22 protein-coding genes and 1 riboswitch are annotated in these 24,256 nt (G+C 56.0%); of the genes, 4 read left to right on the forward strand and 18 right to left on the reverse strand.

The features are described 5' to 3' along the window. Positions 1–619: 619 nt before the first annotated feature. Complete coding sequence (locus C8P63_RS16795; protein WP_108026066.1) at positions 620–1,156, forward strand: flavodoxin family protein; 537 nt, start codon at positions 620–622, stop codon at positions 1,154–1,156. Positions 1,157–1,201: 45 nt separating this feature from the next. Here the strand turns inward: C8P63_RS16795 and C8P63_RS16800 are convergent, their stop codons facing one another. The 5 genes from C8P63_RS16800 to C8P63_RS16820 all read right to left on the reverse strand — a co-directional run bounded on the left by C8P63_RS16800 (position 1,202) and on the right by C8P63_RS16820 (position 4,918). Then, positions 1,202–2,137 carry a ketopantoate reductase family protein gene (locus C8P63_RS16800; protein ID WP_108026068.1) on the reverse strand — a complete coding sequence of 312 codons (936 nt, stop codon included), beginning with the start codon at positions 2,135–2,137 and terminating at the stop codon, positions 1,202–1,204. Positions 2,138–2,579: 442 nt separating this feature from the next. Continuing rightward, positions 2,580–2,996 carry a hypothetical protein gene (locus C8P63_RS16805; RefSeq protein ID WP_108026114.1) on the reverse strand — a complete coding sequence of 139 codons (417 nt, stop codon included), beginning with the start codon at positions 2,994–2,996 and terminating at the stop codon, positions 2,580–2,582. A 173-nt stretch (positions 2,997–3,169) separates the two neighbouring features. After that, positions 3,170–3,553: a glycine cleavage system protein GcvH gene (gene gcvH / locus C8P63_RS16810; protein WP_108026070.1), complete on the reverse strand. Its 384-nt coding sequence runs from the start codon at positions 3,551–3,553 to the stop codon at positions 3,170–3,172. Positions 3,554–3,567: 14 nt separating this feature from the next. Beyond that, the gene (locus C8P63_RS16815) at positions 3,568–4,020 is read right to left on the reverse strand and encodes a redoxin family protein (RefSeq protein ID WP_281258739.1); all 453 of its coding nucleotides are present in this window, start codon (positions 4,018–4,020) and stop codon (positions 3,568–3,570) included. A gap of 358 nt (positions 4,021–4,378) precedes the next feature. Next, positions 4,379–4,918: a peroxiredoxin gene (locus C8P63_RS16820; RefSeq protein WP_108026072.1), complete on the reverse strand. Its 540-nt coding sequence runs from the start codon at positions 4,916–4,918 to the stop codon at positions 4,379–4,381. Between the two features lie 357 nt (positions 4,919–5,275). Between C8P63_RS16820 and C8P63_RS16825 the strand changes: the two genes are divergently transcribed. Further along, the gene (locus C8P63_RS16825) at positions 5,276–6,877 is read left to right on the forward strand and encodes a bifunctional metallophosphatase/5'-nucleotidase (protein ID WP_108026074.1); all 1,602 of its coding nucleotides are present in this window, start codon (positions 5,276–5,278) and stop codon (positions 6,875–6,877) included. Positions 6,878–6,945: 68 nt separating this feature from the next. Here the strand turns inward: C8P63_RS16825 and C8P63_RS16830 are convergent, their stop codons facing one another. The 7 genes from C8P63_RS16830 to C8P63_RS16860 form a co-directional block, all read right to left on the reverse strand. Beyond that, positions 6,946–7,629 (reverse strand): SOS response-associated peptidase, encoded by a 684-nt coding sequence (locus C8P63_RS16830; RefSeq protein WP_108026076.1) that lies wholly within the window; start codon positions 7,627–7,629, stop codon positions 6,946–6,948. Between the two features lie 82 nt (positions 7,630–7,711). Continuing rightward, a complete protein-coding gene (locus C8P63_RS16835) occupies positions 7,712–9,346 on the reverse strand; it encodes a thiamine pyrophosphate-binding protein (RefSeq protein WP_170109731.1) in 1,635 nt (544 codons plus the stop codon). A gap of 190 nt (positions 9,347–9,536) precedes the next feature. Further along, the gene (locus tag C8P63_RS16840) at positions 9,537–9,896 is read right to left on the reverse strand and encodes an arsenate reductase family protein (RefSeq protein WP_108026080.1); all 360 of its coding nucleotides are present in this window, start codon (positions 9,894–9,896) and stop codon (positions 9,537–9,539) included. Positions 9,897–9,950: 54 nt separating this feature from the next. After that, complete coding sequence (locus C8P63_RS16845) at positions 9,951–10,508, reverse strand: cob(I)yrinic acid a,c-diamide adenosyltransferase (RefSeq protein WP_108026082.1); 558 nt, start codon at positions 10,506–10,508, stop codon at positions 9,951–9,953. Between the two features lie 32 nt (positions 10,509–10,540). Further along, the gene (locus C8P63_RS16850; RefSeq protein WP_108026084.1) at positions 10,541–11,362 is read right to left on the reverse strand and encodes a heme ABC transporter ATP-binding protein; all 822 of its coding nucleotides are present in this window, start codon (positions 11,360–11,362) and stop codon (positions 10,541–10,543) included. A 34-nt stretch (positions 11,363–11,396) separates the two neighbouring features. Next, complete coding sequence (locus C8P63_RS16855; RefSeq protein ID WP_108026086.1) at positions 11,397–12,428, reverse strand: FecCD family ABC transporter permease; 1,032 nt, start codon at positions 12,426–12,428, stop codon at positions 11,397–11,399. Then, positions 12,425–13,378, reverse strand: a complete 954-nt coding sequence (locus C8P63_RS16860) for an ABC transporter substrate-binding protein (protein WP_108026088.1) — start codon at positions 13,376–13,378, stop codon at positions 12,425–12,427. The genes C8P63_RS16855 and C8P63_RS16860 overlap by 4 nt, the downstream gene beginning before the upstream one ends. Positions 13,379–13,533: 155 nt before the next feature. Beyond that, positions 13,534–13,723, reverse strand: a riboswitch (cobalamin riboswitch). A gap of 114 nt (positions 13,724–13,837) precedes the next feature. Between C8P63_RS16860 and C8P63_RS16865 the strand changes: the two genes are divergently transcribed. Then, complete coding sequence (locus C8P63_RS16865; protein ID WP_108026089.1) at positions 13,838–14,695, forward strand: alpha/beta hydrolase family protein; 858 nt, start codon at positions 13,838–13,840, stop codon at positions 14,693–14,695. Between the two features lie 392 nt (positions 14,696–15,087). Then, entirely contained in the window at positions 15,088–15,879 is a 792-nt protein-coding gene (locus C8P63_RS16870; RefSeq protein ID WP_108026091.1) for a DUF2797 domain-containing protein, read from the forward strand. Positions 15,880–16,100: 221 nt separating this feature from the next. Here C8P63_RS16870 and C8P63_RS16875 read toward each other — a convergent pair whose 3' ends face one another. The 6 genes from C8P63_RS16875 to C8P63_RS16895 all read right to left on the reverse strand — a co-directional run bounded on the left by C8P63_RS16875 (position 16,101) and on the right by C8P63_RS16895 (position 24,184). Then, positions 16,101–16,679 (reverse strand): glycerol-3-phosphate acyltransferase, encoded by a 579-nt coding sequence (locus C8P63_RS16875; RefSeq protein ID WP_108026093.1) that lies wholly within the window; start codon positions 16,677–16,679, stop codon positions 16,101–16,103. Between the two features lie 82 nt (positions 16,680–16,761). Then, entirely contained in the window at positions 16,762–17,334 is a 573-nt protein-coding gene (locus C8P63_RS16880) for a nitroreductase family protein (RefSeq protein WP_108026095.1), read from the reverse strand. Between the two features lie 78 nt (positions 17,335–17,412). Then, on the reverse strand, positions 17,413–18,462 hold the full coding sequence (locus tag C8P63_RS16885; RefSeq protein WP_108026097.1) for a YkvI family membrane protein: 1,050 nt from the start codon (positions 18,460–18,462) through the stop codon (positions 17,413–17,415). 132 nt (positions 18,463–18,594) lie between these two features. Further along, a complete protein-coding gene (locus tag C8P63_RS19830; protein WP_281258740.1) occupies positions 18,595–18,726 on the reverse strand; it encodes a hypothetical protein in 132 nt (43 codons plus the stop codon). A gap of 116 nt (positions 18,727–18,842) precedes the next feature. Then, positions 18,843–21,362, reverse strand: a complete 2,520-nt coding sequence (locus tag C8P63_RS16890; RefSeq protein ID WP_108026099.1) for a transglycosylase domain-containing protein — start codon at positions 21,360–21,362, stop codon at positions 18,843–18,845. A gap of 194 nt (positions 21,363–21,556) precedes the next feature. Then, positions 21,557–24,184, reverse strand: coding sequence for a transglycosylase domain-containing protein (locus C8P63_RS16895; protein WP_170109732.1), 2,628 nt, complete (start codon positions 24,182–24,184; stop codon positions 21,557–21,559). Positions 24,185–24,256 lie beyond the last annotated feature (72 nt).

The raw sequence follows: 24,256 nt of genomic DNA on the forward strand, positions 1-24,256 counted from the left end.
TTACGCGGAAGATCACTCAGAAGACCGGTGACATAACGTTCAAGGGTTTGCCGGGGTTCCTCCCGGCTAAAAACTTCACGATAGGGCTTCAGGAAATCCATCAGTTCCGGGACGGGTTGACGAATCGCTTTTGGAATACGTTTGGAATCCATGATCTACCACCTCGGAGACATCTTTCGACAAATCCGAGGATTCATCCTTCAAGACTCAAAGCAGTACTAGAAGGATTGTGAAAAAGTGAGCGGCAGCATTTACCCAAAGCCGCTCCGGCTGCACTCACAGAGCACAAGTCTCGCCTGGGTCGCTTGCGCTCCCCGGTCTCACTATGCACTCACATAGCACAAGTCGCTATTTTGGGTAAACGCTTCCCCTTTTCTCGAAACGAACATTCAATCACAACGCTTCTAAACCCTATCACAGCGGCGGTTTTCACGGGCTATCTTTTTCTTCGGGAAAAGAGAAAACCAAGTCCCGATCGAAAAAACCGGAACCGAAAGTGCGCTTCCCGGTGATTCCTTCCGCCCCGAACCCTCGCCAATCTTTCTCCGTTCCGATATGATAGTTGAGAGCGGCCTGAACGGAACGGATGTCAGTTTGTAAGGAAAGGTTGGTAGAAAGCATGCGAATACTGGCCTTGTACGGCAGTACGCGGCGGCAGGGAAACTCGGAACTGTTGGCCGACGTCGTGTTGGAGGGGTTGGATTGCACAAAGATTTACCTGAACGACTATCACATCGAACCGTTCCGGGACCACCGTCACGACCCGGAGGGTTTTCAACCGATTCAGGATGACCATGCCGACCTGGTCCGTCAGATGCTCCTTCATGATCTCATCCTGTTCGCAACGCCGATGTACTGGTACGGAATGCCGGGCAACCTCAAAAACTTCATCGACCGCTGGTCCACCTACTACGCGGACATGACTTTTAAAGACCGGATGAGTGAAAAGGAAACAATGGTGGTGATCACAGGGGGGGACGAACCCCATGTCAAAGCCTTTCCGATGATCCAACAGTTTTATTGGATCTTTGAGTTTATGGGAATGGATTTTATCGATTACATCATCGGAATCGCCAACAACCCGGGGGATATCCTGAGAGATTCCACCGCGATGTCCAAAGCGAAACAGATCAACCATCAACTGAAAAGACGATAATCGACAAAAGAGGGGAATCCATCACGGTGGGTTCCCCTCTTTGGGTTATAAAGCGGCTTTTGTTTCCTTGAGCCGGTTGGCCTCATAGGTTTTGAGAAAAGTATAAACCGTCCGGAGCAAAGGGAGATCCTCGCGGTCCCCGGCCATGCGGAGAAGTTCTCCGTGGAGATGATCCGCTTCCACGGGAGAACCCTTTTCAATGTCCCTGAGCATGGACGACTTCATCTGCGGGGCCAAAGACGAAACCACCTTGAATACCCCGTCGACCAGCGTATCATTCAAAGACGGTTCCCGGTGGCGGGCGCAAGCCGCAATCTCGTCCAGGAGGCGACGGGTGATGCCGCTTCCGTATTCCGTCTCCAGGATGGGGCCGATGGCGCTGTTCATCAGGGACGTGATTCCGCTGAAGGTGGAGATGAAGAGATATTTTTTCCACATCTCCATCAGGATATTGTCGCTCCGAACCGCATTCATGCGGGCGCCGTTCAGGGTCTTCTCCAGCCGGCGGATTCGGTCGGAAACCGACCCGTCCCGCTCCCCGAACATCAAATCATGCCGGTCGCTGTACTGTTCAATCTCCCCCTGAGCAGTGAGCGTGGTTTCGATAAAGCAGAGTCCACCCAGGACTTGGTCCGGAGAGAAAGCTTCATCCAGCTTGTCCAGATGGGTCAAGCCGTTCAACAGGGGGAGAACCATGGTCTCCGATCCGATATAGGGGCGAACATCCTCCAAAATGCGATCCAGGTGATAAGCCTTCACCGCCAGCACCGCGAGGTCGAAAGCTTCCGCTTCCCCGCCGGGAGTCAGGGTGCAAACGGGGGTTTGGAAGTTTCCGTGGATGCTTCGAATCACCAATCCCCCTTCCCGGAGTTGCTGCTCGCGACGGGGACGTACGAAAAACGTCACATCCTCTCCCTTTTCCAACAACCGGCCGCCGAAATAGCCACCGACGGCCCCGGCTCCAACCATGAGAATACGCACAAAAAATCCTCCTTTTTTGGCCCAGACGTCTTTTACCAACATGATACTACAAGTATCGTGACAAAGTGAGCGGCAGCATTTACCCGAAGCCGCTCCGGTTGCTGTCCTGCAGGGATGTATACACTGTCCGCTCCGAATCATCCTGCTGCGGGCAGGGGCAAACGCCTGCGGATGCAACACAGAGAAGCTTTTGCCCCTAAACGCCCTTGCTGGCTGATTCTCCGCTGGGCAGAACAGCAAAGTCGCTATTTCGAGTAAGCGCTTCCCTTGTTCTGAGCCTAACCATAAATCACAACGCTTCTACAGATTGGTTAAAGTCTCTTTCCTCCATGACTCGAAAAGCCTGCGGGACGGCTTGTCCGGTGGAACCCCTCCGATTCCAAACCCCGGTTTTGAGTTCGTCCCAATATTAAAAAATCCCCCGGAATATGGGGGTCTTTCTTTACCGATTCGTTTTGGCTTTCCGGTAGCGGGCCAGCCGTTTACCCAATACGTGCAGACGGTGTTTCAAGGCGCTTTCCCATTCACCGTCTTCCAGCTGTCTCGCGACGCGCAAGAGGTCCAGGGCCATATCAATCTGCTCCCGGAGGACCGTTTCCGGCTCACCGTCCTGGAAGCCGGTACAAGTTTCTTTCCAGTCTTCCCCCTTGCCCTCGATGAATTCACTCAGGTTCACTTCACGGGCACCGTCTCCCCGGGCATATTCCATGAGAAGTTCAAATTCGTCCTGCACCGAATGATGGACCTCCACCTCATGGCATATCGGACAATACAGCAGAGGGACATTATGAACCAAGGTGGAACCCTGTCTCAATGTTCCGACGGCTCCCACCATACAGGCCCCACAACAAAATCCCATCGTCCCCTCCGCCTCCTCTCGTTTTTTGGGAACGATCTCCGACACCCCTCTTTTGATGAACTTATGATCTATTTTACCACACAGGAATTCCCCTAAACTCATTTCCCTGAATCCTGCCGGAAAGAAAAAAACAGCAAAACTCCGGCACCCGGAGGGGATACCGGAGTTTTGCTTCATTCCGACACCATCGACTCGTACTTGTCCGCATCCATCAGTTTGTCGAGGTCGGCAGGGTCGGTCATTTCGACGACGATCATCCAGCCGTCTTCATAGGGGGACTCGTTCACTTTTTCGGGGGAGTCGTCCAATTCCTCGTTGACTTCCACCACTTTACCGCTGACCGGCGCATAGAGTTCGGAGACGGTTTTGACGGATTCGACGCTTCCGAAGGGGGAGTTGAATTCCAGTTCATCCCCCACTTCCGGCAGTTCGACGAAGACAATATCCCCCAATTCATCCTGAGCGAAATCGGTAATGCCGACCCGGACTTTATTGTCCCCTTCCTGCTTAACCCATTCGTGTTCTTCGCTGTACTTCAATTCCTTGGGCAGGTTCATCGAAATCCCTCCGCTTAATCGTTATTCCCCAATACCCGCTCGAGCGGACGTTCCATCATTTTCAAAGCCTTTTCACCGGCGGAACGGTGACGCAGCTGCCCTTCTTCATCAAAGAGATAGTATGCAGGCACAAACTCGTTTTCAAAAGAATCCACAATGCTGTGCTGATTGTCGATGGCCTGAGGATGGGTCAATTCGTATTTCTCGATGGCTTCTTTCACCGGTCCCGTTTCCGTATCCTTCTCGGAACGCGGCATGTGGATGCCAATCACCTGAAGCCCTTTGTCCCGGTATTCGTCCCGGATCTTCAGGACATCCGGCATGCTTTTCTTGCACAGCCCGCAACTGATCGACCAGAAGTGGACCAGGACCGGTTTTCCCTGCAGGTCTTCTTTACTGACCTCCCCGTTGACCCACTCGGTCGCACCTTTCAGTTCGGGCATTTCCGTACGTAAACGCAATGCCATGACTTTCAACCTCCTGCGGGAAAGCTATGGTTTCCAGACTAGTATGTTCCGATCGTCACACGATATTCGGACTCAAGCGTGTTGATCCTTCATATTCGGGTGGGCGATCGTGTTTTCACCACGCGACCGTTGGCCACCCGGCAATGAAATGATTCTGTCCGGTCCGGATCTTACAGTCGGACAGAGCATCCCCCCCTGAACGCCCTCCCTGCACCTTCTCCGCCGGGCAGGATGGCAACAGTCGCTTCGCAAAACCGGACCGGACCCTCTTTCAAACCCGTTACCGAATCATCATCCCTCCTGAGCCGCTGTGTGTTAAAAAGGGCCTAACGGGATCGTTAGGCCCTTGCTGACTCGATTAAAGGGTTTTTTCACCCGGTTTCCAGTCGGAGGGGCACAGGCCGCCGGTTTGCAGGGCCTGCAGAACCCGCAGGGTTTCGTCCACACTCCGGCCCACATTTTCGTCGGTGACCACTTGGTAACGGACGATGCCTTCGGGATCGATGATGAACAGGCCGCGCTGAGCAACGCCTTCTTCCTCGATCAGAACCCCGTAATCCCGGCTGACGCGATGGGTCGGGTCCGCACCCAGGGGATATTTGATTTGCCCGATCCCGCCGGTGTCCCGGGGCGTATTGATCCAGGCACGGTGTACAAATTCGGTGTCGGTGCTGACACCCAGGATGTCACAGTCCAAGTCCTGGAATTCCTCATAACGGTCGGAAAGGGCCGTGATCTCCGTCGGGCAGACAAAAGTGAAGTCCTTCGGATAGAAGAACAGGATCAACCATTTGCCTTCATAGTCGGAGAGCTTCACTTTTTCATCCAGCGTCTCCAAGTTCTTCGTACTGTTCATTTCGAAATCCGGTGCAGGCAGTCCTACCAAACGCGTTGCCATGGTATCCCTTCCTCCTTGAAATATAGTGGCTCTTCATCCACTTTTTTAATGTTCCCAAGCACACCGGGAAATAAACCTTCCGGTGACTTGGCCCAATACTAAAATAACATTTATGTAATAGAAGTCAATACTAAATTGGATTAAATTTAATGTGGGAATGATTCTCAATTAGGCCTTCCGGAGACTTACCTGTTCGAGGTCCAAATGATCACACACGGATTTTTGTGGTGGGATTTTCCGATTCCCGGGAAGGGTTATACGGATTTTTGTCAAAAGATTAACAGCGGTTCAACCCTTTTTTTAAAGGGGAGTTTTAAGCTTTCATTGTAAACGGGAGAGAAGAAGGAGAGACCGCACATGAAAAGGTGGAAACGGATCGGGCTGACAACCCTTTTGTCCACGGCCCTGGCAGCCACCCCCTTTTGGACCGCGGAAACCGGTGCGCAGGGGAAAGCGAAGGGGCATCAGGTTCAACTTCAATTGCTGGGTATCAACGACTTCCACGGTCAACTGAATGTGGACCGTAAAATCGGCGACGCGAAAGCCGGAAGGGCGGATTATCTGGCCTCCTACCTGAAGGAAAGGGAAGCCTCCGTTAAAAACAGCTGGACGGTTCATGCGGGGGACATGGTGGGGGCGAGCGCGCCCGTGTCGGCCCTGTTGCAGGACGAACCGACCATCGAATTCATGAATCACATGGAATTCGATGCAGGAACCGTCGGCAATCACGAATTTGACGAAGGCGTTCAGGAAATGCTCCGCTTGATCCACGGCGGGGAACACGAAGCAACCGGCGATTTCGAGGGAGCCGACTTCCCCTATACCGTGGCCAACGTGGTCTGGGAGGAATCGGGCAAACCCGTGCTTCCGCCCCACCTGATCAAAAAAGTTCAGGGAATCCCCGTCGGCTTTATTGGAATCGCCACCACGGACACCCCAAATATCGTCACCCCCTCCGGGGTAAAAGGGGTGAAGTTCACCGACGCGTCGGACGCCATCAACCGGGAAGTGGACAAACTGAAAGCCAAAGGGGTTCAAGCGATCGTTGTCCTGGCCCATGAGGGAGCGTTCCAGGATCAACAGACCGGAGAGATGGACGGACCGATTGTGGACATCACCCGGAATCTCGACGATGAGGTGGATGTCGTCATTGCCGGCCACAGCCACTCCGGCTTAAACGGCAACGTCGGAGGAAAACTGCTGGTCCAGTCCTACAGCTACGGAACCGCGTTTTCCGACATCGACCTGGTTCTGGACCGTCGCACGGGCGATGTGGTCGAAAAGAGCGCGGAAATCGTGAACACGTGGCATGACGGCATCGAACCGGATGCTGAGGTCCGGGCGATGGTGGAAAAATACGAGGAAGAGGTCGCCCCCATCATCAACCGGGAAATCGGTCAAGCGGCTGAAACCATCATCCGGGATCCATCTCCGGCCGGGGAATCCGCCCTGGGTAATTTGATCGCCGACGCCCAGCGCTGGAAGACGGGAACGGACTTCGCCTTTATGAACCCCGGCGGGATCCGTTCCGACATCGAAGCGGGCACAGTCACCTGGGGGGATCTTTACACCGTCCAACCTTTCAACAATAACCTGGTGACCATGACCCTGACCGGGGAACAGATCGAGCGGTTGCTGAATCAACAGTGGCAGGATGGACGTACCCGGATGCTGCAGGTTTCGGGATTGACCCATACCTGGGATGCATCCCGGCCAGCGGGCGACCGGATCGTCGATTTGAAAAAGGCCGACGGCACCCCGATTGAACCCGACACCCGCTATACGGTAACGGCCAACAGCTTTATCGCAGCCGGCGGGGACCACTTCAGCGTCTTCACCGAAGCGACGGACCAGGTGGTCGGCCCTGTGGACCTGGATGCTTTGGTGGAATACATCGGTCAGCTTCCGCAGCCTTTTTCAGCGGAAATCGAAGGCCGGATCCAACAAACAGGGAACTGACAGCGGAATAACAGACACTAAAGAGACGTCCAAACTTTGGACGTCTCTCTTGTTTCAAGATGGGTTTCTCAGGCGATGGGTCGGATGCATTCAGGCCGATCGTTTTTCGGTGAATTGACGATCCGGGAAACCGGGTAGATCCGGATGTCTTCCGCCTCATAGGGCTCCAGCACCGGTTGCAGAACCGCCGGATCCCGGACATCCGGGTCCAGCCAGAGATCTTCCACCGACCGGTGCAGAATGGCGGGCATCCGGTTGTGAACCTCCCGGACTTTTTCATTGGGCCGGGTGGTGATAATGGTGAAGGAATAGACCGCCTCCCCTTCGGGACCCGTCCACCGGTCCCACAGACCGGCAAATGCGAACAACCCGCCGTCTTCCACCGTGATCCGCATCGGCTGCTTCCCGCCGGATTCTTTCTTCATCCATTCATAAAAGCTGTCTGCCGGTACCAAGCAACGGTGGCGCTGGAAGGAACGACGAAAGGCGGGTTTCTGGGTCAGGGTCTCGCTGCGGGCGTTGATGAGTCGGTTGCCGATGGAGGGATCCGTTGCCCAGCGGGGGATCAATCCCCAGCGCATCGATACCAATTTTCGTACCGCTCCCTCCCTCACCACGATCGGAAGGGATTGGGTCGGTGCGATATTGTAGCGGGGCAAATGATCCATCGACTCCATTGAGCTGACCTCGTCCACAAGGAACCGTTCCTTGATTTCCCCCAAGCCGACGGTTAAGGTGAAACGTCCACACATATGCTGCTCCCCGCTTTCCTTAATCTCTGACTCTCTGTCTGTTACCGATATACTTCCCCATAAAAACCGTTTTTTCCTTTTTTTATATTTTGGTATGGGGAACGATCGGGTCGTCGCAGAGCACATCCACCAGGGTCACCTTTTCGGAAACGAGGGCCTTTCTCAGGGCGGGCTCCAGCTGATCCGTCGTCTTCACCTGAACCCCTTCCGCTCCGAAAGCGTTGGCCATGGCGGCAAAGTCGGGGTTGTTGGGTCGACTGCCCAAGGTGTGAAGACCCGCCTGGATCATCCGATTCCGTTCCATGGCGTAGGAAGCATTGTTTATGAGGACGATGGTGATGGGCAATTCATAAGCAACCGCCGTCGCCAGATCCGCCAGGGTGGTCCCAAACCCTCCGTCCCCGACCAGGGCCACCACCTGACGGTTCGGTTCGGCCAGCCGGGCTGCCATCGCCGCGGGAAGGCCGAAACCCAGGGTGCGCCAGCGCCCCGAAATCAGGATCTCCTGCCGGTCCGCCTGAAAAATCCGGTTGAACCAAAGCACAAGATCCCCCACATCCAACGTCAGGATGACATCCGGGGCCACCGTCCGCTGAAGGGCGGAAACGACCCGCTGAGGGGCGACGGGCCGGGTATCCAGATGGGCTTCCACTTCGATTTGGGCCTTCCATTCCGTTTTTCGATCCTGCACCTGTCGGAGCCAGTCCCATCGGTTCGAGTCCGCGATTCCCCGGGTCAACGGGGGCAACGTCTTCGCCATATCCCCCACCACCGAGGCGGTCACGGGCATGGTTCCTCCGATGTTTTCGAAAGCGGCATCCACCTGAACAATGGGGATGCCTTTGGGAACGTAATCTTCCGGCCACCATGTGGCTCCGAGGATCAGGCAGAGATCCGCTTCTTTCAGTAAATCCGAGGCGATATCGCTGCCGGATTGTCCCAACCCCCCGATGTACAGCCGGTGATCATTGGGAACGGATGAACGGGCCGGAAGGGTGGTCATAATGGGGGCTCCCAGCTTTTCCGCAAGTGTCAGAAGCTCCTGCTGTGCGTCCTTGACCCCCCGGCCCGCCAGGATGACCGGGCGGGAACAACCGTTCAACAGGGAAACCGCGACATCCGTCTCGCTTTTCCCGGGGGCGGGAGTCGGCCGGGCGGGCATTAGAGGATACAAAGGGGCATCCACCGCCTCCATCCAAACCTCCTTGGGAACGGCCAGATGGGCCACGCCACCCATGGAGAACGCCTTCTTCATGGCCAGGTTCAATTGAACCGGCAACGCTCGGGCATCGGCGGTCAGAGCGGAATAAACCGCCATGGGGTGAATCAACTGCTGCTGGTTAATCTCCTGCTTGACTCCGGTGCCGATGTCCTTCCGCTCCACTTGTCCGGTGATGGCCAGAACGGGAGCCTGATCCTGGGAAGCGTCCCCCAGTCCGTTCAGCAGGCTGGCAATTCCGGGGCCGCTGGTGGCCGTGCAGACCGCCAGCCGACCCGTCAGTTTGGCTTCAGCCGAAGCCATCAGGGCCGCCGTCGTTTCCAGTCGGCAGTTGATGTAACGGATCTCCGTCTGTCCAGCAACCGCATCCAGGAAGTAAAGAATCGCGTCACCCGCCACCCCGTAGATGGTACGGCAACCCCAGGCCGCCAGTTGTTCCACGACATACTGAGCGGCGGTTTTGGGGGGAGCGGCAGCCGGTTGGTTGATAACCATCATATCGATCATTCCTCCTTCCCTCTATTCTGTTTCCGTTTCCCCTCAACATACGAAAACAGAAATAGACAACTGCCGGATATCCATCCTCCGGGATTCCGCGAGAGCCGGCAAAGGAAGGAGAGGGTCTTCCCCGGCCTCCTGTTGAATACGGAAAAGAACCCTCCGGTGAGGGTTCTGTGGGGAAATCTTTTTACTTTGCCCAGGTATCGTCAAAGGTCTCTTCCTTGAATCCGACGGTTACTTTCTCCCCGTCGGTCACGATGGGCCGCTTGATCAGCATCCCGTCGGAGGAAAGGAGATCGAGCATCTCCTCTTCGCTCATCTCTTTCAGACGGTCTTTCAACCCCAGTTCGCGATATTTCTTGCCGCTGGTGTTGAAAAATTTCCGAACCGGCAACCCGCTTTTCCGGACCAGCTCTTCCAGCTCCGCCCGGCTCGGAGGATCATCGACAATATGCCGATCCTCAAAGGGGATGTTCTTTTCCTGAAGGTACTTGATCGCTTTGCGGCAGGTTCCGCAGCGGGGATACTGATACATTTTCAAAGCCATAACCGGATTCCTCCCGTGTCTTCGTCCTTTTTCAGTATAACCAAAAGGAAGGGATTACCGGAAGACGTCCCCGCTTCGCTTATACTCCACGTCCTTGATTCCTTCCCTGGCGTTGACCGCCCGCGCGATCGCGAAGAAAAAATCGGAGAGACGGTTCAGGTAACGGCGAACCTCTTCATTGGTCTCCTGATCCCGGGAAAGAGTGACCACCCGCCGTTCCGCCCGTCTCGTCAGCACCCGGCAGATGTGGAGAGCGGAAGAGAGAGCATTTCCACCCGGCAGGATGAATCGCTTGATCTCCGGGGCTTCCCCGTTGTATCGATCGATCCATTCCTCCAGGCGGCTCACCATTTCCGCGGTCACTTGATAGTCCCGCTTTTTCCCCGCCTGGGCGAGGTCGCCTCCGGCATCGAACAATTCATGCTGAATTTCCGTCAAGTCCCGGATCATGTCGGCATGCTTGGATGGATCCATCCGGGAGATGGCTTCGCTGACGAAAGCATTCACCTCGTCGGTGGTACCGTAGGCTTCCACACGGATATCGTCCTTATCCACCCGTCCGCCCACCACACTCGTTTTTCCGGCGTCACCGGTCCGGGTATAGAGCTTCATCCTCATTCCCCCTTGTTTCCAGTATACCGTTTTTACAACTCGACTGACACGGGGGCCCCCGCTCCCCGGGAAGGATTTTGGTTTCCGGGGGCCGGAAGGACCTGAGGGACTCCGGTGACCGGATGGCGGGTGAGCACCGGCTCCACGCCGTAGACTTCCCGCAGGCGGGAGGGGGTCAGGACTTTCTCCGGCGGCCCTTCCGCCCATCGGGCCCCTTCTTTCATCAAAAGCAGCCGATCGCAGTATTGGGACGCCAAATTGAGGTCATGAAGGACCACCAAAACAGCCAGTCCCTCCTCCCGTTGCCACTGTTGGATCCGGTCAAGGATGGTTTGTTGGTGGGCGATGTCCAGATAGGTCGTCGGCTCATCCAGGAGTAAAACCTTCGGTTCCTGAGCCATTGCCTTGGCGATGGCCACACGCTGGCGTTCCCCTCCGCTCAGCCGATCCACCCGTCGGGTTCGGTCCCTTGCGAGTCCGCTCCGGGAGAGCGCACGTTCCACCGATTCCCGATCCGTGCTTCCCGCCCAGGGCCAGAAGCTTTGGTGGGGATGTCGCCCCATGGAAACCACTTCCTCCACGGTGAAGGGGACGGAAGGGAGACCTTCCTGGGGCAGGACGGCCAACCGGGCGGCTCTCTCCCTTCCACTCCACTTGGAAATCGGCTCCCCGTCAAGGAAGACCGTCCCCCGATCCGGCCGCTCTTCCCCGGATAACAGGCGGATCAGCGTCGTTTTTCCGCTCCCGTTGGGACCGATCACCCCCACCATTTCCCCGGGGGCAACGGAAACTCCCAGACCCCGGAGCACGTGTCGGGAACGATAGGCTTTCCACAGATTCCGGGCCTTCAGCATGTCGCTTCCCTCCCTTCCGGCACCGGTCTCCCACCTATCCGCCAAACCGGATGCTTCGCTTCAGTTGCCAGGCAAAAAAGGGGGCTCCAACCAAAGCCGTCACCACGCCGATCGGAAGTTCCCTCGGCTCCATCACCATCCGGGCCAGGGTGTCGGATGCCACCAGAAAGATCGCCCCGGCCAAAACGGAGACGGGAATCAGAGCCCGGTGGTCGGGACCCGCCAACCTTCGCATCATATGGGGGATGACCAGCCCGACAAAGCCGATCGTTCCCGAAACAGCAACGGCGGCGGACGTCATCAGGGTGGCGGCGAGGAGTAAAACCGTCCGGGTGCGGCGGACAGCGATCCCCAGGTGGCCGGCGGAACGCTCCCCGAGAGTGAAAAGATTCAGCGGGCGGGACATCAGCCAAACCACGGTTAATCCCCCCAAAAGAAAGGGGAGAATCGCACAGGTATGGTGCCATTCCCGCAATGCGACACTGCCCATGATCCAGTATTGGATTCTTTGCATCTCTTCCGCAGAGGAGACGGCGATCACGAAGGTAAGCATCGCCCCGAAGAAAGCCTGAACCACGACACCGGAGAGAATCAATGTCTCCGTCCGCATGGCTCGCCCCCCCAAGCCCAGGACGAACAAAAGGGCAACGGAGGCAAAGGCAAAGGCCCACACGGGAACCGTCCATTCTCTGAAAAGCGAAACCCCCAGTCCGGCGAAGATGGCAAGGGCCGCTCCCAAGGCGGCACCGGAGGAAACGCCCAGGATATAGGGGTCGGCCAGCGGATTTCGCAAGAGCCCCTGAAAAACCACTCCCGCCCCCGCCAACGCCGCGCCCACCATGGCGGCCAATATCACCCGGGGCAGCCGAATATGCCACACAATGGCATCTGCTGCCGGGTCAGCGGGGGGGCTACCCGTCAATCGGGAAGCCACCACTCTCCACACATCGATCCAGCCCAGATCGGCACTCCCCCAGGACACCGCGGCTCCCATGGCCAACATGAGCAACAGGGTCAGGGATCCCGTCCAGGGAATCAGCCGGATCAACCAATCCGCTTGCTTCATTGTACCGTCCGGGCATATTCTTTCGGATAAATCGCTTTGGTAATGTGAAGGAGTCCCTTCGTAATTCGGGGACCGGGACGGCTGACGATATCGGTGTTCAGATGCTCAATCCGATCCTCCTTGACCGCCCGGATGTTCTTCCAACCGTCGCGGGAGGCGATCTTTTCCTTTTTCTCCGAATGGGTGTACAGGATGACATCCGGGTTCCACTTCACCACTTTCTCTTCCGAAACCTGCACCCATCCTTCCTGTCCGTTGGCGACGTTCTCTCCTCCCGCCAGAATGATCAACTCATTCATGAACGTGTGGTTCCCAGCGGTGAACAGATCGGGGGAAACCTCCACCCACACTTTGGCCCGTTTCTTTTCGGGCACTTGGGAGGCGATCTTTTCCGCCGTTTCTTTTTCCTGCTCCATTTTTTTGATCCATTCGGAAGCCCGTTTTTCGTTGCCCGTGGCTTTTCCCACCGCTTCGATTTGTTTGTAAACGCCTTTCAGGTCCTTCGGTTCGTAGGCAATGACGGTCAGTCCCAGTTTGCGCAGTTTCTCAATCGTTTCTTCCCCGTTTAATCCGGTGGAAGCCAGGACCAAATCCGGCTTGAGGGAAACCACTTTTTCCGGGTTAATTTTCATATCGCCCACTTTTTCCACTTTTTTGACCTCTTCGGGATAATTGTCATGGGTGGTCACTCCGACGACCCGGTCTCCCGCTCCGACAGCGTAAACGGTTTCCGTCATGCTTGGAATCAGGGAAACAATTCGTTCGGGCTTCTTTTTTACCTTCACCTGTTTACCGGTATCATCCTTGAGTGTGACGGGAAAACCCGCCGACTGTTTTTCCTGTCCCCGATCGGCCTCCTGATTTGCTCCCGGAACGGATGTACAACCCGAAACCGTGAACAGCATCGACAGAGCCAAGATCAAAACCATCCAGCGTGACCAGCTTCTCATCGTCGATCCTCTCCCGTTCTCATTCTATTTTCCAGCACAGCACATGAGGTAAAAGAAAAAACCCCGTCGCCGGGAGGCAAGGGGTGGCGTGGCCGTGCTTGGACCAAAATTGCCCATCACGGACCGGCGCTCTCCTCTACCTCGAAGGAGATCGCAAGCGTCGCGGTGAAAAGGCAGGTCTCCTGGCTCATGGATCTTAGCTTCACCGCGCCTTCCCGTCCCGACGGGACAGTGGCTCGCATGCGGCTTCGCTCCCCAAACACAGTGGCGGGACCGCGCCGGAATCTCACCGGCTTCCCTTTTCACTTCCGCTCCGGGCGGAAGACCTTTTCACCCTATCCACTTGTGAAATCCATTATATCCGATTGCAGGAAACAGTTCAAATGAGAAAGGGGGTGCAAAGAGCGGCAGGAGGAGAGATAATGGAAGGAGACCTTGGAAAGGAGGGACGGGTGCGAAGTGTTCGCACCGAAAAACATGAGATCCGAATCTTTTGTGCTGGACCTGGGCAAAGAGAACCGCGTGATCCGCGGGGAGGTTCGTCTCCCCGACTCTCCGGGCCCCCACCCGGCAGCGATCATTTGCCACGGCTTTAAAGGCTTCAAAGATTGGGGCTTTTTCCCCCATACCGGCCGATTTTTGGCTGAATCGGGACTGGCCGCCGTCACCTTCGACTTCTCCATGAACGGCGTCGGGGAAGACCCTGAAACCTTCTCCGAACTGAACCGGTTCGCCCGCAACACCTTCAGCCGGGAACAGGAGGATCTCCGATTTCTTGTGCGCAAAATGAAAGAAAGGAAACTTCCTTTCGGGGACGAACTGGACACCGGACGTTTCGCGCTCCTCGGCCACAGCCGCGGGGGAGCCAACAGCCTCCTGTTCGCGCTGGATCACCCGGAGGTCGCGGGTGTCGTCCTTTGGAACAGCGTGTCCCGGGTCGATTTTTTCTCCGACGAGCTGAAAAGGGAAATCCGGGAAAAGGGAAGAGGGTTCATTCCCAACGCCCGGACCGGTCAGGATATGCCCGTCGACCGGGAAGTGCTGGATGACATCGAAAGCAACCGGGAGCGCTTCGATCTCCTCCGCCGTCTCCGCTCTTTTGACAAACCCATCCTGATCCTTCAGGGAGACGAAGACCCCTCCGTCCCCGTGCAATCCGCCGAAGCCCTGCGGGAGGCCTGCCCCCGCTCCCAACTGATCCTCATTCGGGGAGCCGGACATACCTTTAACGCCACTCATCCCTTTAGAGGGCCCACCGATGCACTGAACGAGGCGCTGGACCATACCCTCCGTTTTTTCCTCAAAATTTTCAACTGATTTTTGTTGAGACGAAAAGGCCGGCCACATGGGCCGGCCTTTTCGTCTCAAGGGGGTCAAACTCATTTTATCGAAATATATGGGGAGAATTGCAACAGATGAAGATTTACAACCTAGCGAATCATCCAAACCCATTATAAACTTAATAAAAATACATGTCAATCAATAAAAGCACAAATATAAATTTTATCCAATTTGCCCTTTGATTCTTTTTTGTTCTACACAGTGTAACGGAATCAATCCCGTCCGGGTTTCACCATCCGCCTGAAAATTTTTGTTTGCCCGCCCCTGACACGTCCACCGCTTCTGTTGCTGCATCCCCTCCCCAATCAGTCACGGAAGCGGTAAAATACAGGTAAGTGGAGAAAACGTCCGTGAAAGGAGGACCGCTTATGAATCTCCACGGCTATCTCCGGCCCCTCCAACATCAACATACCGTCCCCATTACATACAGATTCAAGGTGGAGGGGGAGGAACTCCCTCTCAACGGACTTCTGGGCGAGGAGATCCGGATCGATTTTACCGGGGAAAAAGCCTGTATATATTGCGGCCGTCCCATAAAAAAAACCTATAACGGCGGCTCATGTTATCCCTGTTTCCGAGACCGGGCGGAAAACGACCTTTGCATCGTCAAACCCCACCAATGTCATTATCATAAGGGAACCTGCCGGGATCCTTCGTTCGGGGAAACCCACTGTATGCAGCCCCACGTGGTCTATCTCGCCTTAAGCGACGACGTCAAGGTGGGCATCACACGCAAAACCAACCAAATCAACCGGTGGATCGATCAAGGAGCGGTGGCTGCCGTCCCAATCGCCGAAGTACCCGACCGCAAAACCGCAGGTGAGATTGAAGTCCACCTCGCCCAAACCATCAAAGATAAAACCAACTGGCGCCGGATGCTGAAAAACGAAATTGCCGACAAGGATCTGTCGGATGTGAGAAGTTCCCTCATGAGCCGCATTCCCGCACGGTACAGGGATTTTTTCGACGACCGGCGGGAAGTCTGCACTTTTCAATACCCGCAGAAGAAAATACCGGAAAAAATCAAACCCTTGAACCTGGATAAAGAAAACCGGATCAAGGGTCGTCTGATCGGAGTCAAAGGACAGTACCTGATCTTCGACTGCGGTGTGTTGAACATCCGGAAATTCTGCGGATACAAAGTGAAAGTGAGTATTTGAACCTTAAGATCGTGTGTTGCCACGCTCCGGTTGTACTCACAGAGCACAAGTCTCGCCTGGAAGTGTTGTGAAAAAGTAAGCGGCAGCATTTTCCCAAAGCCGCTCCGGCTGCTGTCCTGCAAGATGCAGGCACTGTCCGCTCCGAATACAACCGGCAACGGCCAAGGGTAAAACCGTTCGGAAGCTTCACAAGGAAGGTGGTTGCCCCTGCCTGTATTCAATTACTTCCAGCGTCGAAAACGACGCCAGCGAAGGGGCATTTCCGCCCCTTTCCGCCAGCTCCCCAGAATCCGCCGGTGCCGGATCAAGACCAATCCGCCGGCAAAAAAGACCACCAGAACGACATAGAACTTCGGAAAAAAGACAAGGGAAAGCATCATCACTCCCAACGCCGCCAAAACCGCGGAAACGGAAAGATAGCGGGTGACGAGCAGGGTGACCAGATAAATCACCGCTCCCGAGAGAATCAACAGAGGACTCAGGATGACCAGCGCCCCGGCGGCAACCGCCACCCCTCTGCCATCCCCGGACCGGTGAAAGATCGGAAACAGATCCCCCAACACCACCGCCGCGGCTGCAAAAGCCGCTCCGGTCCAACTTTGGAACATCAGGCCGACCAGGGTGGCCAGAATCCCTTTGCCCATTTGAAGTCCGATCAGCACAAGGGCTTCCCGAAGGTTTCGAAACCGGTAAACCCCCGCAGGGGGGACGCCCAGCGGAACCCGCCGCCACCGGAGCAGGGCCGGAATGGGCAGGGAACCGATCAAATAAGCGGTGATGATGATCAGGACCAGGGTCATCTGTTCCTCCCCCTCTCAAGTACTTCTTTGTCCGGTCTGTCCATACGTTCCTGTTCCCCTCCGAAACCCACAAACGAGGGCCTTACTGGTCCCACCACTCCACTTTGTATTTCAGGGGAGCTCGCTTCCGTTCTTTCGGCAGGATCGAAGGATAACCGACATACAAAAAGCCCAGCAGATGGTCCCGTTCCCCCAGATGGAAGAACTCTTTCATCCGGGGATGATAGGTGGGTTTTCCCGTACGCCAGATGGCCCCCAGCCCAAGCGCATGGGCGGTCAACAGAGCGTTTTGCACCCCCGCCGCCACCGCACAGATTTCTTCGATCTCTTCCACCTTCGGATCCATGGAAGGGGTCACGGCGACCGCGATCACCACCGGAACCCTGAGGGGCTTATTCCGCGCCCGTTCCAAGCGCTCAGCGGAGAGGCTTTTCTCCTCTTCCCTCATCCCTTCTCCCTGAATCTCCGCCAGAACCTCCCCCAGGCGGTTCCGTGCTTTCCCGAGCAACACATAGAATTTCCAGGGCTGGGTCATGTGGTGATTGGGCGCCCAACGGGCCGCTTCCAGCACTTTTTCGACCAGATGGAGATCCGGCATGTCTTCACTGACTTTTCCCACACTTCTTCGTGTCCGTATCGCGTCTTTGAGTTTCAACCGATTCTCCTCCTTTGAATGGGAGTTTCCTCTATTTTAATCGAAAGCGGATCCAATCCAAGCCGGGAAACGAAGCGTTCAAGATTGACGGGGATACTTCCGGACAGCCAGGAGCAGGATCAAAACCAGGCCGCAATAGCCAAAAAAGGGATAAATCAAACCGACGAAAACCGGAAACCCGATCAGGGAACACAGATACCCCAGAATGAAGATGGCTCCCATCAGCGTGTTGAGCCGAAGCGGCACCACCGGCTGCAGGTTGGCGGCCAGACCGTAGACGTTGCCGATCAAGGTGGTGAAGATCTCCCCCCACATCACGGCAAGGAAGAAGTATTTCATCCCTTCTCCCAGGCTGGAAATCACCAGCGCGATCGGAATTTCCAGATCAAACACCTGGGGTGTTTTCAGCGCAAGGGCAAAATTGGTGGCCAGAAGCATCAGGCCCAATCCCACTCCGCCCAGAATCCCACCGAAGCGAAGCGTCTTTTCATCCTTGATCTCCCCGCCCATGGGAACCAGAACCGCCTGGGACATGGCCAGGTTGAACGCCGCATAGGTAATGGCCGAAACGGTCCAGTGTTTGGTCCCTTCCAAGCTTTTCATGGCCAGGAAGCCGTCGATCCCGGGTCCCGTCAACCCCTGCACCCCCACCACCACGGTGAAGGCGAACATACAGGGAACCACCAGGGCATTGACATCGAGGATTCCCTCCATCCCCCGGAGGATCACCAGGAATGCGATCAATGAGGTGACGATGACTCCGAAATGGAAGGAAAGACCCAACTGCTCCCGGAAGAGCGACCCCGTTCCGGACATCATCGCCGTCGTCACCCCGAAAAGAATCAGTCCGACGAACCCGTTCATCCACCGACCCCAGCGGATCCCGAACAGGAAGTTGTTGAATTCTTCGTAAGAGTTGGCCCTGAGGCGGGCCCCCATCACCATCATCCGGATCCCAAGCCACGAAAACAAGGCTGTCACCAGCAGAATGGACCAAACCCCTCCCAATCCGTTCACCGTGAAAAACTGCATGATCTCTTGTCCGGATGCAAATCCCGCACCGACGACCGTACCGATGTAAGTAAAGCCGACACGACAAGAAGTAAACCAACGTTCATGCAAAACCAAGGTACAAACCCCTCCCCGGCCTCTGACTCGTCCCTTGTACAAACAGTCTATTGGGACAACACCGGGGTTAGAACCTGTCTCTTCGCCCGCTCAAGAAGAAGGCCCATCCGAATATCGGATGGGCCTTGTCGCTCAGGTGGAAGGCCGGTCGGGACCTTCCAGCTTCTTGTCTCCGTACCCCGGGCGGGGGTTCGGTTCACGGGTTTCTTTTCGCTCCCGTTCCTTCTTTCTCTGCTGCGGACTGTTCTGGATCTCCTTTTTCATGGGATCTTCTCCTTTTCCCCGTTTTCGGATAGTTTTTGTTCAACCATCCGGGCATATGCGGAAATAAGAAAAGGGAGAGAAAAAGAAAAGCCTCTTTTTCGGAACACCCGCAGGTGTTAATTCCCTCCTCCCGCTTCCCGGTCGCCGCCGTCAGGGAAGAAGGGGTCGTCATCGCCGCTTTGGTCATTTCCCGTCTGGTCCCCGGTCTGATCTCCCGGCCGATCCCCGGTCTGGTCTCCGGGCCGGTCTCCGGTTTGATCACCGAGCGGGTCTCCCAGCTGGTCCCCCCCATCGTCTCCCCCCGGTCCTCCTTCATCTCCTCCTTCCGGATTTCCCGGTTCTTCCGGTTTTTGTTTCGGAGGACGGAGTTCGAGTGTGACGGTGTTGGACGGTTCCGCCTCCTCGTTTTCTTCGGTGTCGATGGCGATCACCCGGTAGGTGTATGTCTTTTTCTTCCCCCCGAAGATCCGGTCGAGGGGATCGTCCCCTTCACCCGGCCGGGGAAGCTGAATACTGCCGTCGGTAAAGGAACCCTCCCGCGTCTCCCCGATCACTTGCCAGTTCTCCCCGTTTTCGGAACGTTCGACCCGGTACTTCAACCGGTCCGCGTAATCGTTCCACTTCAGCCGGACAGCCTGTTCCTGACGGTCATAAGATCCGGACAGTTTGACCGGTTTCAACTGGAATGGAGGCTCGGGTTCCGGAACCCCGGGGTTGGCAAACCGGCTGACCGGGGTTCCCCGCAAGGCTTCCGACATGACCGCACGGAAAATTTTCGCTGGGTATTCCCCCCCGGACAGCTTGACACTGCCGTCCTTCTGATTGAACACCATGGCGGACATCACATATTCCTTGGTGTAACCGACAAACCACGCCTCTTTGCTGTCCTGGGTGGTTCCCGTTTTGCCGGCCACGTCCCGGCCGTCGGGGAGGGCGGCATTGGCAGCGGTGCCCTGCCGCACATTGTAGTGCATCATCCGGGTTAAATACCAAGCGGTTTTTTTGGTGAGGACCCGCTGATCTTTTTCAATGCTCTCCTCCGCCAACCATTCCCGGTCGCCGGAGGCGGTGGTGATCTTTTTGATCGCGTGGGCCTCAGTCATCTTGCCGTGGTTGGCGAAGGCGGAATACGCCTGGGCCATTTCCACGGTATTGACCCCCTCGGTGAGTCCCCCGAGGGCCAAAGCAGCATAGGAAGAGCGGTCTTTTTCCTTCAGTTCCAACCCCATTCGGGTGGCATAGTCGGCGGCCGTGTCCAATCCGACTTCGTTTTTCAGCAGCCAGGCGGTGGCCACGTTGAGCGATTTGGCCAGCACCTCTTTCAAGGGAACACGACCGAAATAACGGTCCTGGTAGTTTTTCGGTTTCCAGTCGTCGATGTGAAAGCCGGGCGGATCGGGCACGGGGGTGTATTCGTCGTATCCCTTCTCCTGGACCGCGGGGGCATAAACGGTGATCGGTTTGATGGCCGATCCGGGTTGCCGGTCTTCCTCCTTGGACCTCAGCATATAACCCTGCCCCTTGTACTCGCGCCCTCCGGCGATGGCGACCAACCCCCCGGTCCGGGGGTTGACCATGGTCGCCCCGCCATCCAGTTCTTTTTGATTTTGAAACAAAGCATCATTGTCAAAAGCCTTCTCCATGGCCCGCTGGGCCTGGGGAACCATGTGAGTGTAAACCTTGTATCCTCCCGTGGCCAGTTCCGCTTCGGAAATGCCGAACAGCTCCTCGGCTTCCTCCATCAGGTAGTGTTTGTAAGGGGTGTATCGTTCCTGTTTTGTGTATTTTCTCAGATACTTCCGGTCGACCCCCAGCTCCATCCCGCGGTATTTCTTTTCTTCCGCATGGGAAATGACGCCCTGGTCCGCCATCAACCCCAGAACCAAATCCCGCCGCTCCTTGGCTTTTTCCTGATGGAGATACGGATTGTAGGCCGACGGTGCCTTCGGAAGGGCCGCCAGCAAGGCCGCCTCTTGAGGTTCCAACCGCTCTTGGGTCAAATCCTTCCCGAAGTAGATCTTGGATGCCATCTGGATCCCCTGAACGTCATTGCCGAAGTAAATAAAGTTGAGGTAAGCCTCCAGGATCTCTTCTTTGCTGTATTTCCGCTCCAGGTTCCAGGCGACGGCGACTTCCTCCAGTTTCCGGACGTAGGTTTTGTTTTTGTTTTCCAGTATGACATTGCGGGCCACTTGCATTGTGATCGTTCCGCCGCCTTGCGCTTTCCGCCCTTCCCTGAGATTGACCACCGCCGCCCGGATGAGACTGCGGAAATCGACTCCGTGATGTTCATAAAAGCGGCGGTCTTCCACCGCAATGAAGGTCTTCTCGATCAGTTCCCGGGACTTCACGTCCTTCATCTCGACATATTCCTTGTTGGTGGAGCCCAGTTTGGCCACTGCGTTGCCCTTTGCGTCATAGACGGTGGAGGCCACATCGATCTGGTTGAGCCGGTCCAGTGGCATGGCTTTGGCCGACACCATGATGACCGAACAGCCCCCCGCCACCAGGAGGAAAGAGGTCAGCAGCACGAGCAGGAACCATTTCCGGCTGAAGTACCGTCTCCATCCCTGTTTCCGGAAACGTCCCCCGCCCGCTTCAGTGGGAGTTCCCCTCACGCTCCGGTTTTTTTCCATTTTCCCAACCCCCTGTCAGTCTGACCCTCCATATCTGGAATATTGATTTTTGACCGGATCATCTCTCTATCTTTTTTCATAAAATGTAAGAACAGGGCCTTATATCTATACTAATCAAATTATCCCCGGATTCCAATAGGTTTCCGGGACAACAAAAAAAGACCGGTTCGCATATGCGAACCGGTCTGCCGGGGTCAGCCGCCGAACAGGTCGCCCCCGTCCTCTTCGTCACCGCCATTGCGCTGATTGCCTCGCTGGTCCTGCTGCTGATCCTGCTGATCCGTCTCATCACCGGTCTGGTCCTGCTGTTGATCCCCCAAGGGATCCCCGCCATCGGGGAAGGTCGATTCATCCTGTTGATCCTGTTGGTCCTGCTGCTGATCCTGGGGTTGCTGATCCTGGGGTTGCTGGTCCTGCGGCTGTTCCGGGGTGATTCTCACCGTGGCCACGTTGCCCGGCTCGGCCTCTTTCTCTTCCGGTCCTTTCGCCTGGGTGTCGATGGCGATCACCCGGTAGTGATAGGTTTTGGGTTCCTCTCCGCCGCCGAACCATCCCCCGAAGGGATCGTCATCATTTTTCTTCTGTTTGGGTACTTTAATGCTGTTGTCGCTGAAGGTTCCCTCGGAGGTCTTGCCGATGTCCTTCCAGTTCTGACCGTCCTCGGAACGCTGGATTCGGTATTCCAGCTGATCCGCATAGTCGGACCACTGCAGGTTGACCGTTTTGGCGTTCGGGTCGTACTGGGCGGACAGGTCGTTGACCGGCTTCAACTCAAAAGGCGGTTGCGGCTCCGGAACACCCGGGTTCCGGAACTGTTGCGGGGCTTTCCCTTTCAGGGCTTCGGCCATCACTTCCTGGAAGATGGGGGCCGCGTACCCGCCGCCGGACAGCTTCACATCGTTGGATTTGTCCTTGTCGTACGTGTTGAAGACCGTGACGGCCCCCACGTATTCGGGGGTATAGCCCACAAACCAGGCTTCCTTGTTGTCCTGGGTGGTCCCGGTCTTCCCGGCCACTTGGTGTCCCGGGATCTGGGCGTTGGTTCCCGTCCCTTTCTCCACGTTGTTCAGGAGCATCCGGGTCATGTACCAGGCCGTTTTCTTCGACCACACCTGCCGGGGTTGGTTCGGGATTTTGACTTCCGGCTCCAACATTTTCTTTTCTTTTGGATCCACGATTTTTTTCACGGTGTGGGCTTGGTAATGTCCGCCCGTCTTCACGTTGGCGAAGGAGGAATAGGCCTCGGCCATGTCGATGGTGCTGACCCCCTCCGTCATCCCGCCCAGCCCCAGGGCGGCATAACTTCCCTTGTCCTTCTCATGAAGCGGAAGGCCCGCTTTCTCGGCGTATTGGGCGGCCGGACCCAATTTCACCACTTCTTTCAGGATCCAGGTCGTGGAGGCGTTGAGGGACTTGTTCACCACTTCCTGGAGCGGAACCTTTCCGAAGTACTCGTTCTGCTGGTTTTTGGGCGAATAATTCCCGATCTGGATCGGTTTGTCCTCCACGATGGTGTATTCGTTGTAATCGTGATCCTGGATCGCCGGGCCGAACACCGTCAGCGGCTTGATCGTCGATCCGGGCTGCCGGTTCTTTTTGGCCCAGTTGTAGTAGCCCGGTTTATAATCCCGGCCGCCCCCGACGGCGATGATCTCCCCTTTGGTGTTCATGATGGTGAGAGCTGCGTTCAGGCTGTCGGTCGGCTGGCCGGTGTCCTGGTTCACGAAGTACTGTTTCTTCTCCAGCACTTTCTCCGCAGCTTTCTGTACATCCGGATCCAGCGTGGTGTGGATTTCATATCCGCCGTTGATCAATTCCTCTTTTTCGATGCTCGGATAGCGCCTGGAGATCTCGTCGATCAAAACATCTTTGTAGGCGTAGTAGGAGTTTTGCTTCAGGTGTTTATCCACGTATTCCGGATTGACTCCCAAGGGCATTTTCTTGTATTTCTCCGCTTCCGCCTTGGAAATGATCGGACCTCCGGGCAGGGCCGTATCCTCGGCCATCTTGTTCAACACCACGTTGCGCCGTTTGATGGCTTCCTCGGGGTTGGTGTAGGGGTTATACCCGTAGGGCGCCTTGGGCAGTCCCGCCAACAAGGCGATCTCATGGGGCTTCAGTTTCTCTTTGGTGATATCTTTATCAAAGTAGATCTTCGCCGCCATCTTGATGCCCCGGACGTTGTTTCCCAGGTCGATGTAATTCAGATACACCTCGAGAATCTCTTTTTTCTTGTATTTGTTTTCCAAATCCAGAGCCACGGCGATTTCGTTCAGTTTCCGGGTATAGGTCTTTTCGCGGCTCTCCAGAAGCACGTTCCGGGCCACCTGCATGGTGATGGTGCTGGCCCCTTCCGCTTTGCCCATGGCGACGATATTCTTCGCCACGGCCCGGGCCAACCCCCGGTAGTCAACGCCGTTGTGCTCGTAGAAACGCTCATCCTCCACCGCCAGATAAGTCTTCCATAGCTCCGGCGATTTCACGTCGTCCAAATCCACTAACTCCCGGTTGGAAGCCCCGAGCTTCATCACTTTTTTCCCGTTTTTGTCGAGAACGACGGAAGAACTATCCAATTTTTCCTTCACTTCATCCATATTGTATTGTTTCGCCGTCATCATCACGGCGGAACAACCGCCGATGACCATCAGGGTGGTGGTCATCAGCACCAGCAGAATCCATTTTTTGTTAAAAAAGCGGAACCGTTTGCCGCCGTTGGGTCCGCCTTTTCCGGCCCGGTTGGCAAGGGACCGTCCCCCGGCCCGGCGGCCGGTGCTGCGGGACCTCGGCGGAATCCCTCCCGGTGACGTTCGATAATGTTCCATCACTTCAAACCCCCTGCATCCCATTCTTTCTAGTAAAAATAACCCCATCAATCAGTCCTGGATGAAAAACCA

It is taken from the genome of Melghirimyces profundicolus, from assembly GCF_003054245.1.
Lineage (GTDB): Bacteria > Bacillota > Bacilli > Thermoactinomycetales > DSM-45169 > Melghirimyces > Melghirimyces profundicolus.